Below are 16,888 nucleotides of genomic sequence, written 5' to 3' on the forward strand. Positions count from 1 at the left end.
TAATGAGCGTGTGAAAATCGCCAGGCTTAACGGACTATGGACCATTTAATTCCACATGGTGCCGTTTAATCCCAGAACAGTACCGATCCACAGCGCAAAAATGTAGCCAATCAGGCTCAGTACGGTAGCAATCAGCTTTTTCCAACCGCCCTGGTAGCGCAGGTAATCCATAAAATAGTAGAATGCACCGCCCATCGCACCGGCTACGGGCACCATTAGCAGCGGTTTGATCATCCATAGTTTCCCCCATTCAGGATTAGGCTCGCCACTTTTAAACAGGAAAAATGCGATCAGGAGTAGAGCAACTCCCGCGCCCTGTACCATTCGTTTGCCAAGTGGCGCTGGATGAATTGGCTGTATTGTTGACTCGTTTTTCATTGCCATGTTAGAAGTATAAATTGGTCGTCTTTTCAACGGGTAAAATAAGCTATTGATCTGACTAGACGATTAATAAAGAAATGGTTATCCTAGTGATTCCGTGTAGTTAGCTAACAAACTGCACGACGATCTATTATTTTTAAAAGTACTTTGTAGTACAAAGTTAAAAGCAAAATAGAACTATGCAAGTGGAGACAGCAAGAAATGCTGTGATCGCATTCATAATTGAGGCTAGTTTCTCGACGAGTGTGATAAGGTGATAGGTCTAAAGAGAATTACAAATGAATTAATGCTCTAGACCAAAGGAGTGTAAAAGGCTTGCGAGTCACTGTCTTTAAAATCAACTTCAGGCGGTCTATTCCATATTTCAGGACAAGAAACTGGTAGAAAATAAAAAATGGCATTCGTATTTTTATGATAAATACTGGATTATTGATAAAATAAACGTAAAAATTGTTCCGAATGCTAAATTAATGATACTATATATATACCTTTTTTATACATTACATACAACATAGTTCCACAGTTAACCGCCGTCTTTAGGATAAAAAATGAACAGAATAAGAAGCATAGATGGCCTTCGAGCGGTATCTATTGCCATGGTATTACTTGCTCATGGGGTCTACAAAACTCCGGCTCATTATACGAACAATTCTGTCTTTACCTACCTGTCGAACGGCTCCCTGGGAGTCAGGTTTTTCTTCGTTATCAGTGGTTATCTGATCACGAAGCTGTTGCTCGCTGAAGAAAAAAAGACAGGAACAATCAATATAAAAGATTTTTATGTTCGCCGAGTGCTGCGGATCTTCCCTGTGTTTTACCTGTATATACTAGTTGTTTTCGGGTTAAAGTGGTTTTTCATTCCCGACATAGTTAGTAGCTATTACCTTGTTTTTTTCGCTGGTTTTTATCTGTGGAACTACCAGCATTTTTTTAGTTATCCGTCCATCCCCAATGATAAGGGATACTGGTTCTTCGGTCATTTCTGGTCATTGGCCGTAGAGGAACAATTTTATCTCCTATGGCCTCTTCTGTTCAGAAAATTCGATAAGACCCGATTACTGAAATTGTGTATAGCCCTTATGTTGCTCATGCCACTGCTGAGAGTGGCGCATTATGTTATATTTCCCGGTATGCGTTTGCAGATTCCTATGATGCTGCATACCGGAGGAGATACTATTCTCACGGGCTGTCTTGGTGCTTTACTGGAAGAAAAAATCCTGGCGAATAAATGGCTGATCTATTTAATGAAGAACAAGCTGATCGTATTTATCCTGTTTATCCTGCTCTTCGTGGTATCACCTGCGCTAGCCGTAATGTATAAAGGATCTTATGGCATGACAATCGGGATGACCGTAAATAATCTGCTTATTATTTTTCTGGTCCTGTGGTGCATCCACATACCATCCTTTGTTGCGCGCGTTCTAAACAGTAAGCTACTGATTCACATTGGGGTGTTGTCGTATTCACTCTATGTCTGGCAGCAACTGTTTCTGACCTACCAGTTAAATTACTGGATCAATCAATTTCCTCAAAACTTCATTGCGGTCTTCGGCGTCGCTACCGTTTCGTATTACTTTGTCGAGAAACCTGTCTTGCGTTTGAAAAACAGGTTTAAACGAATAACGCTGTTCAATCGCGAAGAGAAAATAAGCTTTGCTAGACGTACGGGACCTATCGAAAGCTGATTATGTATCTCCCGGGAACGGATCGATTATACTGCGTCAACGGGTTCGGTCATGGTTTCGGCGGGCTGTTTCCGGGGAATGTAATGACGGAAGAAACTGCTGATTTTCATCTGCAAAACACCGAAAACGGCTTCTTTGAAAATCTTGGTAGACATCTTGGAAACGCCTTTTGTGCGATCGGTGAAAATAATTGGTACTTCCTTAATGCGGAAACCGTATTTCCAGCAGGTGAATTTCATTTCGATCTGGAACGCATAACCCACAAACTTGATCGGGTTGTGCATAATTACTTCCAGCACCGTATGGCGATAACATACGAAACCTGCTGTGGGGTCCATGATGGACATTCCCGTAACGAACCGAACATAAACGCCCGCGAAATAGGACATAAGAACGCGTCCCATTGGCCAATTAACGACGTTAACACCCCGTATATAGCGTGAGCCAACGGCTACATCGGCCCGGTTAGGACCTTCGTCGGCACAGGCATGATACAGCTTGATGAGGTCTTCCGGGTTGTGCGAAAAATCGGCATCCATCTCGAACAGATACTGATACCCTCTGGACAAAGCCCATTTGAACCCATCGATATAGGCCGTACCCAACCCGAGTTTACCGCGCCGTTCCAGTAGGTGTAATCGGGATGAGGTATTGCCACCGGTATATTCTTCCTGTAAATCACGAACGATCCGGGCCGTTCCATCGGGCGAACCATCATCTACGATCAGTACGTCGAACGGCTCCGGTAGTGAGAATACTTTGCGGATGATGGCCTCAATGTTCTCAATCTCATTATAGGTTGGAATAACTACCAAACGTTCTTTCACAGCGTATCGAGTGGGTTAGCAACTGACTGATCTTATTGTATTTATACAACAGCTAAATCAGTACTTTTTGTACAAAATTACTATTAAAATTTGTTAATCAGGGATTTGGTGCTCAATTGATTAGCTAGCCGTTTTGCCTTTCCAATGCAGTCGGAAAGAGAAACGCCGTTGTGCCAGTTTGCGCACACAAATAAGTCGTCTTTTTCAACACGCTCGACCTGTTGCTTGACCGCCAGAATCTGAGCATTGTACTGCGGAATAGCGCGTTCCCAGCGCGTTAGTTTCTGAAAAACAGGGGCTTTCCCCGCTATGCCGAAACTGGCGCTCAATTCCCGTTGAACGCTATCGGTCAGTACGCTATCCGCTAGTCTGGCGTTGCGCTCACCCGACTGTCCGCCAACCATTGTCGTAATCAGTACTTCATCGTCGGGACAGCGCCCGTCAAACACCGAACTGCTCCAGATATGACCGGCGGCAAACCGCCCTTCGATCGTTGGGTTCAGGCCGCCAAAACCGTTGAGTGGGTGCTGCACATCCGCGCGTTTGTAAACCGAATGAATGGCCGTCATTGGTGGGTACTCAACATGGCGAAGGGCATCGCCAAAAGCCGGATAATCGGCCAGAACCAACCGGGCGGCAGCGTCGGTACTAACGGCGAGCACCAGCTGATCAACGTGCTGCGTACCGGATTTCGTTTCTACCTGCCAGCCATCAGTGGTTCGGCTGATGCGCGAAACCGGATCGTTGAGCGAGAGATTCGTTAACCTGGCGGCCAGCGCATCGGGTAGCGCCTGCATACCGTTCCGAAAGCTAAACGACTGCCGACGCCCGGCGGTCGATTGATTTTTTATGAAACCGCGTAACACCGAGCCATATTCTTTTTCGTAGCGCAAAAGCATCGGAAATGTCTCGGAGACGAGCAGATTTTCGGGGTCACCCGCGTAAATGCCCGCTACGAACGGGGCCAGTGCATAATCGACGATCTCACTGGAAAAACGGCGTCTGAAAAATTGCCCCAACGTTTCATTACCCGGCGATTGTGTTTTATTGGTCCGCTCCCGAAAGATGGCCAGTTTGGTTTTCCAGCTAAAGAACGAACCGAACAACAGCGATGGCGGACCCGATGGTAACTGGCGGTAGTGACCGTCGCGAAAAATATACCGGGCCTTGCTGACGGGCTTGCTGAACGTCAGCTCAGGAGTTAGTCCCAGTTGGTCGAGCCAGAGCAATAAGTCAGCATCGCCAAGCAACGAGTTTGGCCCTAGCTCGCACAGATACCGCTGGCCGTCCGGTCCCGTTTCCCACGTCGATCCGATGTAGCCCCCCGCCTTTTCGGACGCTTCCCAAAGGTGATAGTCTACACCTTGTTGCTGTAACTCGTAGGCCAGTGTAAGGCCCGAAATGCCGGCGCCAATGATACCAATACTCATGAGCGGTCTTGCTTTTTAGGTTCAGCTAGCTTCTTCAGATTGTCAACAACCTGTTTATATAGCTCTTCCATCTGACGAGGGTGCGCTGCGTAGTACACGTAACTCTTCGCATAAGCCGCCGTATCGACCTTGAACTTCTGATAAATCTGTTTTTCCAGATGCTTGTACGCTATGTTGGACGAATCGATGGACCGCAATCCCAGACGACTGACACGTGATTCGGTCATGTGTACTTCGGTTAAAATAGTGGCCATACGATCCGTAGGGATCAGATTATCAGGACGTTTATCTTCCGGAGACTGGCAGCCCTGCAGGAGCCCAAGGCCAAGTATGGCCAGGCCCATCCAGATGGTTTGTTTGATCAGATGCCAACTCATAGTTTTATGCGTTAATTTTGTAAGAGAAACCCGTCGGGCAAAGTTCGGGGTTGGTTGTTAAAATAACATAACGCCTATTTGGTATGGACGAGTTCTTGGCCCGGCTACGTAATTTCGATATTCAGATCCGCAAGGCTGTCAACTCGCAGATGCGCGGTAGTTTTCGTTCCGTTTTTAAAGGATCTGGTCTGGAGTTCAGTGACTTACGTATCTATCAGTACGGCGATGATGTGCGGGCTATCGACTGGAACGTTTCCTCAAAGGGGCACGGTACGTTCGTGAAAGTATTCCGGGAAGAAAAAGATCAGACGGTTTTTTTTGTCGTTGACGTCAGCGCATCGCAGCAGGTCGGGCCGCAGCACCGGGCCAAATTAGATGCCACGAAAGAAGTGTGTGGTGTACTGGCGATGTCGGCCATCCGCGAAGCTAGTCATGTCGGTTTATACTGTTTTTCGGATCAGAAAGAGCGGTACATCAAGCCGTCGAATAGTATGAAAACGGGCTATCAGTTGATCATGAGTCTGTTCAAGCTGCAACCGGAATCGGCACGGACCAACCTGGCCGATGCGCTGCTGTTTACGCTGAACTGCCTCAAACGGCGAAGTGTCGTGATTCTGCTCTCTGATTTTATTGATCAGGGTTATGAACATAATCTCAAGGCGCTGGCACGAAAACACGATCTGGTCGTTATTCATTTCTATGATCAGCGCGAGGTCAATCTGCCCCGACTTGGCATCATTCCGGTTCACGATACGGAGAGTGGCCGGACTGTCTGGCTCAATACATCGTCGGCGTCGTATCGGCACCGGTTGCGGGAGACGTTTCAGCAGAATCAATCCCGTCTGGAGCGACTTTGCAAACAGTTTAATGCAAATTATCTGGCACTTGATTCCCAGGAGGATTTTGTGCCGAAACTTATCGATCTGTTTCGGGTAAGGAAGTATCAGTAGTTCTGATTAAGGCAGCTTGGTGACGCATATACGACTAGTTTGTTTTTTCTGCCTGTTGGCCGTGCCAGTGTGGGCGCAGCCGCCCGCAAAGTCAGCATTGATCGGGCAATTTCTGGACGATAGCCTTGAAATCGGACGGCCGTTTCGGTATGCGCTGACCTACCGGCATCCGCCAACGGTTGAGGTTTTGTTCCCGGATACCGCCATCCACTTTCTGCCCTTTCGGGTGAAAGCAGTAAGTGTGTCGCCTACGCATACAACGGGTGAAGGGCCGGCAACCATTAGTCGCGATAGTGCCGTTTATACCCTTATTTCGTTCGAGACCGATTCTGCCCAGTTGTTGCAGGTGCCCATTCGGTTGCTCAATGCTACGGACTGCACCAGCCTGATGACGCAGATCGACACGGTATTTCTGCGATCAAAACTGACGTCACCTGCTGCGGGAACCGCTTCACCGAAAAGCCTTACGCTGGCTTTCGAAACCAGGCTAGCCCGCTTGCAACAACAGTTTAACTACCCGCTTCTTGTCGAAGCTCTGATTCTTGTAGGGGCTTTCCTGACGCTGATCAACTTAGTGTTTGGCCAGGCTATCCGGCGGCAGTGGCGAATCTATCAACTGGCCCAGCGGCACCGGCGATTTCTGCGAGACTATACCGCTCTAAGCCAGCATCTGAGTGTCAGTACCGCTTCCGATACGGCTAATCAGGTGGTTGTCCTCTGGAAAACATATCTGGAACAGCTTGAAAATCAGCCCTATGCTTCGCTGACTACTCCCGAGATTGCCGAACGCACGGGTGACGACCGGGTGACGGATGCCCTTCGGGAAGCCGACCGGATGATTTACGGAGAAACGTTTTCGGACCAGTCACCGGATGCGTTGCGCGTGTTGCGCGATGTGGCCATTCTAGCCTATCATCGCCGACGAAGCCTGATGCTGACTTCATCCGTAACCGATGCACCAGCGGCCTTGTCTGGTGAGCCCGAATCGTCAACTTCTCCGTAATATGGAGCCTTGGTACTCACTTCGCTGGTTTTCTCCGGATGTATGGGCGCAGTTTCGCTTCTCGAATCCGCTGGCACTCTACTTCATTCCGACCATTGGGATGCTGTTTGTGCTTCGGTATTATCTGCACCGGAACTCGCAGCAGCGGTTAAACATGTCGCTCGGGTCAACGACCAGCCGAACGTCGGGAAGTCGTTTCAGCGAGAATACGATTCGGGTCAATCAGGTATTGATCAGCTCACTGCGCTTTCTGCTGCCCGGTAGTCTGTTCATTGCCATGAGCCTGCTGTTGATCGCACTCGCTCGTCCGCAGTTTGTTCAGACGCATCGTGAGCAGCAGTCAGAAGGAATCGACATCATGCTGGCGATGGACGTATCATCGTCCATGACCGAGACCGATCTGCCACCTAACCGGCTGGCTGCGGCCCGGCGTGTCGCGCAGACCTTTGTCAATGGCCGTAAAAACGACCGAATTGGTCTCGTCATTTTTGCGGGAGAAGCCTTCTCGCTTTGCCCCCTTACGACCGACTACCCGTTGTTGAAACAATACCTGAGCGAACTGAACGACAGGATGATTCCTGCTTCGGGAACTGCCATCGGTGATGCGCTGGCTCGCTGTATCAACCGGATGCGCGACCCCGCTATGACGCAGGAGGATTCGACTCAAACCGAAAAGAAACGAAGCAAATTGATCATTTTGCTGAGCGACGGCGACAATACGGCCGGCAATCTGGATCCCGTTACCGCTGCCCGTTTGGCCAAGGCGTTTGCTATCCGGATCTACACAATCGCTGTTGGTCGGGCTACTCGTTCGAGTACATCGGCGTCTACGATAGACGAAGGCATCCTGAAAACCATTGCCGATATTGGTCATGGCAGTTTTTTTCGGGCAGCGGACGCCGGACGATTGAAGGCTGTATTCGACCAGATCGACCGGCTGGAAAAAGCCCCGGTCCGCGTGCTGGTTTACGAGGATATACAGGACTATTATCGGGTCTATCTATACTGGGCGATTTCATTTCTGCTGTTCGCGCTCTTTCTGAAAAATACGATCATCGGCAATGTGCTGGAAGACTGATAATTAGTGAATTAGCTGATGATTGATTTGTGGAAGGTGTTTGATACGCCGTATTTTGGAAATACGGCGTATCAAACACCTTCCGTTGATTCACACAAAGGCGCAGTATATAAATGTGAGTGGCGATGCTTAAATCCTATTACAACGCGGAGGCCGTCGAAGCGGGTTTAGATGAAGTTGGCCGGGGATGTCTGGCGGGCCCCGTCGTGGCCGCTGCGGTTATCCTCCCGCGTGATTATACGCACCCGATTTTAAACGACTCCAAGCAATTGACCCGCTTCCAGCGAGAACAGCTTCGTACGGATATCCAGCGGGATGCACTGGCTTGGGCCGTAGCCGAAGTATCGCACGAAGACATCGACCGGATCAATATTCTGAAGGCCAGTTTTCTGGCCATGCACCGCGCTGTTGATGTGTTAGTGGTCAGGCCCGATCATTTACTGGTGGATGGTAACCGGTTTGTGCCGTATCCCATGATTCCGCATACGTGTATCATCAAAGGCGATGCTCATTACTTGTCCATTGCGGCTGCTTCAGTGCTGGCGAAAACCTACCGCGACGCGCTGATGGAGGAGCTAGGGCGCGAATTTCCGGCGTATGGCTGGGCGAAGAACGTGGGTTACCCAACGCCCATACATCGGGCCGCTATCCGGGAGTTTGGCCCGACGAAATACCACCGAATGAGCTTTCGGCTGCTGTAAGTTGGCGTGACGTCAGGATAACTAACTTTTGTCATCCTGACGTTATGAAGGATCTTCGGGGATTAGATTTTTTTGATTCACGAAGATTCTTCCTGGCGTCAGGATGACAAAAAGCTGTTACATATCTTAACCTAGCAGTCACATACAGATTAGGCTCGCAACCACGGAGCCTAATCTAATCATCCATTTACCAATGTCACACCGGCTCGTTCGCGCAGTTTTTCGGTTGGGCGGAATCGCTCGCCATACTGATCGGCCAGTCGGTCGAGGGTTTGTACAAATGTGTCGATCCCGACAAAATCGACAAACGACAACGCCCCACCGGTATAAGCCGGAAAACCCCACGCCAGAATCGAGCCCAGGTCAGCGTCCAGTTTTGTCCGAACGACGTTTTCGTCAAAACAGCGCACGGCTTCAATGGCCTGACGATAGAGCAATCGCGTCTTCACTTCATCAAGGGTAGGTTGCTGCTCCGCACGTGGGAATAGGTCAGTCAGGCCAGCCCAGAGGTGTTTCGGTCCGCCTTCGGGATATTCGTAAAAACCGGCTTTGGCTTTCTTCCCCAGTCGGCCCAACTCAACGAATTGTTTGGCGACCTGGTAGCTGGTATCCGTTTCAGGCAAGGCACCATCTTTAACGCCCTGACTGGAAATTTTGTAGACCAGATCGAGCGCAACTTCGTCCGTAACGGCCAATGGACCAACGGGCATGCCAGCATCCTTACCGCCATTTTCGATCAAAATCGGGCTGACACCATCGCGCAACAATTCCATTCCCTCCGACGAATACGTACTGAAACAGCGCGACGTGTAGAAACCCCGCGAATCATTCACAACGATCGGGGTTTTGCGAATTTTTCGCACATAGTCGATGGCAACGGCCAGTGCATAATCGGATGTTTGCTGGCCCATAATCAGCTCAACCAGCATCATCTTGTCCACGGGTGAGAAGAAATGAATGCCGATAAAGTTTGTCGGGTTTGCCGATGCCTGCGCCAGCCTACTAATGGGTAGGGTAGAGGTGTTGGAGCCGAACACGCTTTTACCGCCCGGCAACAGCATTGGTTCGGCTTCTTTCGTAACCTGCGCTTTCAATTCGCGATCTTCGAAGACAGCTTCAATGATGAGGTCACAGCCTTGTAAGTCTTGTACATCGGCCGTTGGTTTAATCAGATCCAGGATGCCGTCTACCTTCGCGGGGTCAACCTTACCCCGTTCAACACCTTTGTTGAGCAACCCGCGCGAATAGTCTTTGCCCTTTTCGGCGGCTTCCACCGAAATATCCTTGAGCACGACTTCAATACCCGCCTGGGCCGATACATAAGCGATACCGGCACCCATCATACCGGCGCCAAGAATGCCCAGTTTCTTTACGTCGGTCTTGGGAATATCTTTTGGCCGGCTGGCTCCTTTGTTGGCCTCGTTCATCCCCAGAAACATCGTCTGGATAAGGTTCTTCGCTACTTTGGACGTGGCTACCTTAACAAAATGCCGCGCTTCGATGGTTAGGGCCCGGTCAATGTTAACCTGCAATCCTTCGTACACGCAGGCCATGATTTCGAGTGGAGCCGGATAGTTGCCTTTTGTCTTGTCCATCAGCATGGCTGTTCCGGCACTGAATGTCTGCGCCCCCACAACGCTCTGAACGTTACCCCCCGGTATCTTGACGTTATCCTTCCCGACAATCTTTCCGGTCTTCCGATCGACTTCGTCCCACGGTTGGATTGGATTTGGGTTCGCGGTAATCCAGGCGCGGGCTTTTTCGAGCATTTCAGCAGGGCTATCCGCAATGTCGTCGATCATGCATAGCTTTTTTGCTTCCTGAACGCTTACCTTTTTGCCTTCCAGCAGTAGCGGTAAGGCTGCCTGAATGCCAATCATACGCGGGAGCCGTTGCGTGCCACCCGCACCGGGCAACAGACCGATGGTGACCTCGACCAGACCCAGCACCGTTTTGGACCGGGCGGACGTTCCGTTATTGAGCGCAATACGGTGGTGACAGGCCAGACAGATCTCGTAGCCGCCCCCAAGCGCAGTTCCGTTGATGGCCGCGACGGTGGGTTTCCCCGATGTTTCGATACGCCGAAAAATACGGTTCAGTTCCGACGATACCTTTAGCATGTCAGCTGGGTCTTTGTCGTTATTGCGCAGGATCATTTTTAGGTCCGCCCCCGCGACAAATTCCGGCTTGGCCGATGTAATGATGATACCAGTCACGGAATCGTCGGAAAACGCTTTTTGTAAAGCCGTTTCAAACTGGGGTATCGATTCGTCGTTGAGGACGTTCATGGGCGACGAGGTCATTTCCCACGAAAGGATAGCCACGTTCTGATCAACGCTGTAGTTTATCATGTTTGGTCAGGTTTTTGTATTTTTACCAAAAACGAAGTTCTTATGGATCCCATTCGACTTATTCAAAGGCCAAAGGATGGTAAGATTATTTTTACAGTTCCGGATGACATGCGCGATGAGACAATCGTGATCGAGTTCCGTCCTGCGCGCGAAGATGATTCATTGACACTTGCCGAAACATCTCGTCAATTGTTCGATCGTTTGCCCGATCCTAGTCCCGATTTTGATTGGAATACCTTAAATGTTTATGAGCAGTAAGTTATTCCTTGACAGTTCTATTCTGGTTGAGTGGGCAAAGAAAACGCAAACGTCCTTGTTCGATCACCTGGCAAATAGTGATAAGTATGAGTTGTGTATCAATCACACCATTCTCAGCGAGTTCACCTATTACTGGTTAGCGATTGGGGGCGGTAAAGCGCCTGTTACCTTAAAAAGGGATGGCGCTATTCCTTCTGTTTTAAAATTATACAATCCCATCAGTTTATTGAAGAAGGTGACATGGTTAACTACTGATCAGGCAATTATTCCGCTCTATTTAAAGCTGATGGAAGACTACAATTTATTGCCAAACGATGCACTTATCCTTGCAACCTGCAAACTGAACAGCGTTAATCAGCTTGCCAGCTACGACGCTGATTTTGAAGCGGCCTGTATTGGAGAGGGTATTCAACTCATCAGGCAGGTGAGCGATCTCGCTTAACCTACCCGTTCAAAAATCGTTGCGATGCCCATGCCGCCCCCGATGCAGAGGGTCGAAAGACCAAATTGTTTGCCGGATCGTTCGAGTTCATCGATCAGCGTTGCCGAAATGATGGCACCAGTTGCGCCCAGTGGATGGCCTAGGGCAATGGACCCCCCGTTGACATTCAGCTGGCTATGATCGACGCCAAGTTCGTCCATAAACAGCAACGGAATGGCGGCAAACGCTTCGTTTACTTCGAATAGATCAATGTCGCTGATCGTCATACCCGCTCGTTTGAGCACTTTGCGCGTCGCCGGAATGGGGCCTGTGAGCATGATGGTCGGTTCCGAACCAACAACGGCGAAGGCTTTGATCCGGGCGCGCGGTTTCAGCCCCGACTCTTCACCGAATTCCTTACTGCCGATCAGGATAGCAGCGGCTCCATCGACAATTTGCGAGGAATTACCGGCATGATGCACGTGATTAATCTTGTCGAACTGAGCGTATTTGAGCAGTGCCAGCGCGTCTAAACCCAACTGGCCCATTGCCTCAAACGCTGGTTTCAGTTTGCCCAGGCTTTCGGCGGTCGTGCCGGGCCGGACACCTTCATCGCGGTCGAGAACGGTCATGCCAAGCTCGTCTTTGAAAGGGACCAACGTTTTATGAAAGCGATTAGCGGCCTGTGCGTCAACGGCCCGACGGTATGACTCGGCAGCAAACGAATCGACATCCGAACGACTATAGCCGTATTTGGTGGCAATCAGATCGGCCGAAATGCCCTGCGGAACAATATGATGACGCGCGACAATCTGCGGGTTCATGAACAGGGCTCCGCCGTCGGAACCCATCGGCACCCGTGACATGGATTCGACACCGCCGGCTACAATGGCATCGACCTGTCCCGACATCACGTAAGCACCAGCCATGTTGATCGCTTCCAGGCCCGACGAGCAAAAGCGATTCAGCTGCACACCCGCCACCGACTCGTCGTAACCAGCTTCGAGGGCTGCCGTGCGGGCAATGTCAGCCCCCTGCTCGCCAATGGGTGTAACGCAACCCATGATGACATCATCGACAAGCGAGGTGTCAAGCTGGTTGCGGTCGCGGAGTTCGCGCAGAACGCTCGTGAGAAGTTGGATCGGCTGCGCATCATGCAGCGAACCGTCGCTTTTGCCCCGCCCACGGGGTGTCCGAACAGCATCATAAATGAAGGCTTCTGCCATAGTTCCGTCGAAAATTAGTATGCTTGCATACTGTTTTGTCGAACAAAAGTACAGTCAAACGTTGAATAGGACAACGAGTTTAGGTTAAATTGATAATTTATTCGTTAAAAAGACGAATCGCTGTTCGTTAGCTTCCGTGCCTATTGACAGACGCAGAAGTTGGCGAACAGCGATTCGTTTATTGGTTTTTTGGCGTTGTCGAATTTATTTGTCCAGCACGACCGTTTCACCAACCAGATAAGCACCTGATTCGGTGACCAGATTGTAAACATTCTTTACCGAGTGAACCGCTTTTTCGGCGCGAACCACTTTGTAGGCCGACACTCCGTTCGTAGCGGCATCATACCGGTACAAAATCTCGCCCGGTTGTACCTCGCCCAGGGCTTTACGACCGGTGGCCGTCATGACCGGGTGGTTCGCCGTTGCTTCAAGTAGCACAGGAGCTGTCAGTCCATTATGATTATCGGCGGTTAGCTCGTTCACCCAACTTAACCATACGCCAGCCAGTGTGAAGTCGCCTTCGTGGGCGTCCACTTTCGTTACGTGGGTAGGAGTGAGGGTCTTCGTTTTTGCGTCATAACCCAGCACAACATCACCAGCTTTAACGGCACTAATCGATTTTGACGAACCATCAGCCAGCGTTATGGGAGCGTTGGCCGCGAAGCAGAAATTGTACTCTTCTTTTTTCTTTGCACCACCTTCGTCCGATTTACCAGTTCCACCCGAAAGCAATCCGGCCATTTCGCGCGACAGCACAAAGGTAAGCGTTGGCATCAGGCCCGGCTCTTTTTCCCCGACATACTTCAGATCATCGATATATGCGTCCCACGCTTTGCGATCAGCTGAAGCACCGGGAATCACGAATGGTTTTACCACGCCCGTTTTTTCGTTTTTGTAAACAGCGAGTAACCCAAGTTCTTTTGTGTCGGCAGCGGTAAATACCTTGTACAGGTAAATTTTGCGCGTAACGCCGTCGCTAAAGGCGAATACGTAAGCAGGCCGTTCTTCGTAGCGATCCAGGATAAAGCCACCCGACTTAAAATACGTGTCTTTGTCGAGGTTTGCAACTTTAATGGCTTTGATGGCCGTCAACTGCTCCAGCGTCATAGACGCGGACGCGGTTTGCGCCCAAACGCGCTGACTCATCAACTGCGTTGCGATCGCACAGCCGAGAAAAAGAAGGAGTGATAACAGGTTGTTTTTCATCGTTTCTGGTTAGGCTGAAGTCTGTTCCCAAACTCAGGTTGGTTGATTCAAAAATTAGTTCTTCGTGTATCCGCCCACTCGTGCGTGAATCGCTTCGACCGTTCGGCGAGCCGATGTGAATGCACCCGCCATCCACGCCGTGAGATAGGTCGTATGCTCTCCCGCAAAATAAATGTTGTCGTCTGGTTCGAGCAAAGCGGGGTAATATTTTTTTCGGGTAGCGTCGTCGTAAACGGCCCAGCCGCCACCGCTGTAGGGAATGCGGTGCCAGGCGAGCGAAAACGAATTGTCGAACTCGGCCGGGTACTGGGGGTGGACTTTGCTACCTTGCTCCAGAGCTAGTTTCTCCCGATCCGCAATCGACAAGGCACCGACGGCTTCGGCCCGGCTATAGAAATTGTAATAACCAATCAAAACGCCTTTCTGGCCCTGCAAACTGAACGATGGATACCAGATCTGATTGATGTCCATGTTCGTGCGGGAAATACCACCGTAAATGCCATCGTCTTCTTCCCAGAACCGGCGCTTGAACTGTAGCCCAATTTTGCCAGTTTTCATGTACGGAATAAAGTCAGCAGCCCGTTTTACCGTTCCCGACAGGTCCGATTCGAGGGTTTTTAGCATCGGCAAGGGGAGCGTACAGACACAAAACTCGCCGGTAAGTTCTACTGGCTTTCCGTCTTTCTTGTAGACGATCCGAACGCCATTGTCCGTTTTCCGCAGTTCGGTTACCGGTGCATTGAAGATGATTTTTTCCGTTAGTTTCTTTTCGAAGGCTTTCGGAATGGCGTCCATGCCGCCAACGGGTTGTAGCAGGGTAGTCTGTTGTTCGTAGGCATAATCGCCCACGTTGTAGAAAACCGGTTGCATGAACCCGGACCGTAGCAAATCCGTGAGACCAAATGGATCGGTGAGTGTGCCGGGGGCATTTCCCGCGCCGGGATCGCTTTTGCTTTTGTAGCCCCGTCGGTTCGTGCCTTTGTACAGATGCGCGGTGTTAAGGTCACCTTCGTTTTTCAGAAAGTCAATCAGTTTGTCAACGTCTTCTTTGGTGAGTTGCTGATCGAGGGCTGATTGATCGAGGGCTTTGGCCAGCAGTTCCGACGTGTAGCCGCGCATGTCGTTGTGGTAGTCGCTGATGCGCATGCGTTGGTTCGCCAGATTGCCCGTTCCGCCCTCGTTGTAGAGGTAAGCGGATTCGTTGGCACCGTTGAAAATCTGTAGAGGAACCCCTAACTCCCGACAGTACTGAAGCGTTAGCTGGTGATGGTGGGGAATGCGGGCCGCTCCGCCGTTAAAATAGTGACCTTCGGCAAAGGAACAGGTTTGGGCTAGTCCACCGTCTATTTCGGTTTCTTTGGTGCCGCCCCGCACGGTCCAGACCCGTCCGCCCGAACGGGATCGAGCTTCCAGAATCGTGCAATCGTAACCTAGTTTGCCTAGTTCATACGCCGTTGTCAGTCCCGCTAAACCGGCTCCAAGAATAATCACTTTTCGCCCTTTGCCATCGTTTCGTTGTCCGTTGGCGGGCAGATCAAGGGCCGATGCAGGAGCTGCGGGCAACATGCCCCAGGCCAACAGGCTGGCATAACTAGCACTCGTTGAATTAATAAAATCTCTTCGCGTCATAGTTTTCAGGAGCTGGGCGCAGGAGCAAGGTGTGAGAAGGCGTATTCAACCGGTTGTTTCTCGCTCCTGATCCCCTGCTCCCGTCACCTACGTGTTAACCCACTACTTTTTTGAAGCTATCGATGAACATGACCATTTCTTCCGACGTTCCGACGCTCACCCGGCAGAATGGCTGCCCGTTGTATTCCCGCGTTTGAATACCGATGCCATTGGCAAACATCTGGTTTTCAAACGTTTTGGGTTTCATGCGAATTGGAAAGAGAATAAAATTGGCCGCCGATGGAATCACCTCGTAACCCATCTCGGTTAGGGCTTTGGTCGTGTAGGACCGTGCTTTGGCATTTTCAGCGCGGCAGTGATTCTGCCAGGCGATGTCTTTGTAACTGGCAATGCCGGCCATGAGCGTCGTAATGCTCACTGCGAAGTCACCATTGGTATACGCATGCAGTGTTTTCAGCATGTCGGGTTGCGCGATGGCATAGCCCAAACGCAAACCCGCGAAGCCGTGAATTTTCGAGAAGGTCCGCGCCAGAATTATGTTCTGACCGTCGGCGACCAGCTTACCTAGTTTTGGCCGTTCGGCGGGCTCGTAGAAATCAATATAGGCTTCGTCAATGAACACGGGTACTTTAGGCGCTACTTCGCGGCAGAAAGCTTCCAATTCGGCGGTTGGGACGATGGTGCCGGTTGGGTTATTCGGGTTGACGATGTACACCAGCTTCACATCGGGCGTAAGGCTGGCCTTGATGGCGGGAAGGTCAAATTTGTAATCCTTCGTCATCGGCATGGCCTTGATCTTGGCGCCGAGTTTTTCGGAACGTCGGAGCAGGTCGTCGTAGGTGAAGGCACTCGTCAAAATCGTACCGCCTGCTTTGGCAAAATTATCCGCAGCGGCCATCAGAATATCCGAAGAGCCGGGCGACATCATGATGTTCGTTGCTTTCACCCCTTCGTCGGTGGCAATAAGATCTTTCAGCTGGCCGAACTCCATCCAGGCGTAGCGATTACCGCTGTCAGCCGCTTTTATGAGTGCTTCTTTGGCGCTGGGGGCAATGCCAAGCGGGTTCTCATTGGCCAACAGCCGGGCCCGCAGCTTAGGCATGTCCGGCGGAGCCGTAAAGGCAAATTCATTGGCGAAGGTTGACTGCGTTTGCTCAGCGGTCGGAGCCGCTTCAGCGGGAGTGAACCGACTTAGCGAAAGTCCGGCTGTCATCAAACCGCTGGCGCGAAGCCAGTCTCGGCGAGTTAGTTGAGAAGACATGATTACAGGCTTTTTTGTATTTATCTGCGATAAAATAAAAGTAATTCCAATTATAATCCCTTAGTAGATAGGGTGTTGTGAAAGTACGAATTAATGCCAGAAAA

At 50.5% G+C, this 16,888-nt stretch carries 16 protein-coding genes; 7 read left to right on the forward strand and 9 right to left on the reverse strand.

Annotation, left to right across the window (positions count from 1 at the left end; genetic code table 11):
• Positions 1-45 precede the first annotated feature (45 nt).
• Positions 46-378, reverse strand: a complete 333-nt coding sequence (locus tag GK091_RS02825) for a potassium transporter KefB (RefSeq protein WP_246202129.1) — start codon at positions 376-378, stop codon at positions 46-48.
• A 599-nt stretch (positions 379-977) separates the two neighbouring features.
• On the opposite strand from GK091_RS02825, the gene GK091_RS02830 reads away from it, so the two are divergent.
• Positions 978-2,066 (forward strand): acyltransferase family protein, encoded by a 1,089-nt coding sequence (locus GK091_RS02830; RefSeq protein ID WP_164035100.1) that lies wholly within the window; start codon positions 978-980, stop codon positions 2,064-2,066.
• Between the two features lie 26 nt (positions 2,067-2,092).
• On the opposite strand, the gene GK091_RS02835 is transcribed toward GK091_RS02830, so the two are convergent.
• From GK091_RS02835 to GK091_RS02845, 3 genes are all read right to left on the reverse strand, one after another.
• Entirely contained in the window at positions 2,093-2,893 is an 801-nt protein-coding gene (locus tag GK091_RS02835) for a polyprenol monophosphomannose synthase (protein WP_164035101.1), read from the reverse strand.
• An 83-nt stretch (positions 2,894-2,976) separates the two neighbouring features.
• Complete coding sequence (gene hemG, locus GK091_RS02840; RefSeq protein WP_164035102.1) at positions 2,977-4,323, reverse strand: protoporphyrinogen oxidase; 1,347 nt, start codon at positions 4,321-4,323, stop codon at positions 2,977-2,979.
• Positions 4,320-4,700 carry a DUF4296 domain-containing protein gene (locus tag GK091_RS02845; RefSeq protein WP_164035103.1) on the reverse strand — a complete coding sequence of 127 codons (381 nt, stop codon included), beginning with the start codon at positions 4,698-4,700 and terminating at the stop codon, positions 4,320-4,322. The genes hemG and GK091_RS02845 overlap by 4 nt, the downstream gene beginning before the upstream one ends.
• A gap of 83 nt (positions 4,701-4,783) precedes the next feature.
• On the opposite strand from GK091_RS02845, the gene GK091_RS02850 reads away from it, so the two are divergent.
• The 4 genes from GK091_RS02850 to GK091_RS02865 all read left to right on the forward strand — a co-directional run bounded on the left by GK091_RS02850 (position 4,784) and on the right by GK091_RS02865 (position 8,432).
• Positions 4,784-5,650: a DUF58 domain-containing protein gene (locus GK091_RS02850; protein ID WP_164035104.1), complete on the forward strand. Its 867-nt coding sequence runs from the start codon at positions 4,784-4,786 to the stop codon at positions 5,648-5,650.
• Positions 5,651-5,711: 61 nt separating this feature from the next.
• Positions 5,712-6,653, forward strand: coding sequence for a hypothetical protein (locus GK091_RS02855; RefSeq protein WP_394351872.1), 942 nt, complete (start codon positions 5,712-5,714; stop codon positions 6,651-6,653).
• A 1-nt stretch (position 6,654) separates the two neighbouring features.
• Positions 6,655-7,731 (forward strand): VWA domain-containing protein, encoded by a 1,077-nt coding sequence (locus GK091_RS02860; RefSeq protein ID WP_164035106.1) that lies wholly within the window; start codon positions 6,655-6,657, stop codon positions 7,729-7,731.
• 125 nt (positions 7,732-7,856) lie between these two features.
• Positions 7,857-8,432: a ribonuclease HII gene (locus GK091_RS02865; protein ID WP_164035107.1), complete on the forward strand. Its 576-nt coding sequence runs from the start codon at positions 7,857-7,859 to the stop codon at positions 8,430-8,432.
• Between the two features lie 179 nt (positions 8,433-8,611).
• On the opposite strand, the gene GK091_RS02870 is transcribed toward GK091_RS02865, so the two are convergent.
• Positions 8,612-10,783, reverse strand: coding sequence for a 3-hydroxyacyl-CoA dehydrogenase NAD-binding domain-containing protein (locus GK091_RS02870; RefSeq protein WP_164035108.1), 2,172 nt, complete (start codon positions 10,781-10,783; stop codon positions 8,612-8,614).
• Between the two features lie 42 nt (positions 10,784-10,825).
• Here GK091_RS02870 and GK091_RS02875 point away from each other — a divergent pair, with 42 nt between their 5' ends.
• Positions 10,826-11,041, forward strand: coding sequence for a hypothetical protein (locus GK091_RS02875; protein ID WP_164035109.1), 216 nt, complete (start codon positions 10,826-10,828; stop codon positions 11,039-11,041).
• Positions 11,031-11,483: a type II toxin-antitoxin system VapC family toxin gene (locus GK091_RS02880; protein WP_164035110.1), complete on the forward strand. Its 453-nt coding sequence runs from the start codon at positions 11,031-11,033 to the stop codon at positions 11,481-11,483. The genes GK091_RS02875 and GK091_RS02880 overlap by 11 nt, the downstream gene beginning before the upstream one ends.
• On the opposite strand, the gene GK091_RS02885 is transcribed toward GK091_RS02880, so the two are convergent.
• The 4 genes from GK091_RS02885 to GK091_RS02900 all read right to left on the reverse strand — a co-directional run bounded on the left by GK091_RS02885 (position 11,480) and on the right by GK091_RS02900 (position 16,784).
• Positions 11,480-12,688 (reverse strand): acetyl-CoA C-acetyltransferase, encoded by a 1,209-nt coding sequence (locus GK091_RS02885; RefSeq protein ID WP_164035111.1) that lies wholly within the window; start codon positions 12,686-12,688, stop codon positions 11,480-11,482. The genes GK091_RS02880 and GK091_RS02885 overlap by 4 nt on opposite strands.
• A 204-nt stretch (positions 12,689-12,892) precedes the next feature.
• Positions 12,893-13,894, reverse strand: a complete 1,002-nt coding sequence (locus tag GK091_RS02890; RefSeq protein WP_164035112.1) for a Hint domain-containing protein — start codon at positions 13,892-13,894, stop codon at positions 12,893-12,895.
• A 54-nt stretch (positions 13,895-13,948) separates the two neighbouring features.
• The gene (locus GK091_RS02895) at positions 13,949-15,523 is read right to left on the reverse strand and encodes a flavin monoamine oxidase family protein (RefSeq protein ID WP_164035113.1); all 1,575 of its coding nucleotides are present in this window, start codon (positions 15,521-15,523) and stop codon (positions 13,949-13,951) included.
• Between the two features lie 94 nt (positions 15,524-15,617).
• Positions 15,618-16,784: a pyridoxal phosphate-dependent aminotransferase gene (locus tag GK091_RS02900; protein ID WP_164035114.1), complete on the reverse strand. Its 1,167-nt coding sequence runs from the start codon at positions 16,782-16,784 to the stop codon at positions 15,618-15,620.
• Positions 16,785-16,888: the final 104 nt, after the last annotated feature.

Origin of the sequence: Spirosoma agri, assembly GCF_010747415.1 — a bacterium.
Lineage (GTDB): Bacteria > Bacteroidota > Bacteroidia > Cytophagales > Spirosomataceae > Spirosoma > Spirosoma agri.

Coding starts and splice junctions, on each gene's coding strand:
- GK091_RS02825 (WP_246202129.1), bottom strand. CDS start 378: ATGAAAAACGAGTCAACAATACAGCCAATTCATCCAGCGCCACTTGGC.
- GK091_RS02830 (WP_164035100.1), top strand. CDS start 978: ATGGTATTACTTGCTCATGGGGTCTACAAAACTCCGGCTCATTATACG.
- hemG (WP_164035102.1), bottom strand. CDS start 4,323: ATGAGTATTGGTATCATTGGCGCCGGCATTTCGGGCCTTACACTGGCC.
- GK091_RS02845 (WP_164035103.1), bottom strand. CDS start 4,700: ATGAGTTGGCATCTGATCAAACAAACCATCTGGATGGGCCTGGCCATA.
- GK091_RS02850 (WP_164035104.1), top strand. CDS start 4,784: ATGGACGAGTTCTTGGCCCGGCTACGTAATTTCGATATTCAGATCCGC.
- GK091_RS02860 (WP_164035106.1), top strand. CDS start 6,655: ATGGAGCCTTGGTACTCACTTCGCTGGTTTTCTCCGGATGTATGGGCG.
- GK091_RS02865 (WP_164035107.1), top strand. CDS start 7,857: ATGCTTAAATCCTATTACAACGCGGAGGCCGTCGAAGCGGGTTTAGAT.
- GK091_RS02870 (WP_164035108.1), bottom strand. CDS start 10,783: ATGATAAACTACAGCGTTGATCAGAACGTGGCTATCCTTTCGTGGGAA.
- GK091_RS02875 (WP_164035109.1), top strand. CDS start 10,826: ATGGATCCCATTCGACTTATTCAAAGGCCAAAGGATGGTAAGATTATT.
- GK091_RS02880 (WP_164035110.1), top strand. CDS start 11,031: ATGAGCAGTAAGTTATTCCTTGACAGTTCTATTCTGGTTGAGTGGGCA.
- GK091_RS02885 (WP_164035111.1), bottom strand. CDS start 12,688: ATGGCAGAAGCCTTCATTTATGATGCTGTTCGGACACCCCGTGGGCGG.
- GK091_RS02890 (WP_164035112.1), bottom strand. CDS start 13,894: ATGAAAAACAACCTGTTATCACTCCTTCTTTTTCTCGGCTGTGCGATC.
- GK091_RS02895 (WP_164035113.1), bottom strand. CDS start 15,523: ATGACGCGAAGAGATTTTATTAATTCAACGAGTGCTAGTTATGCCAGC.
- GK091_RS02900 (WP_164035114.1), bottom strand. CDS start 16,784: ATGTCTTCTCAACTAACTCGCCGAGACTGGCTTCGCGCCAGCGGTTTG.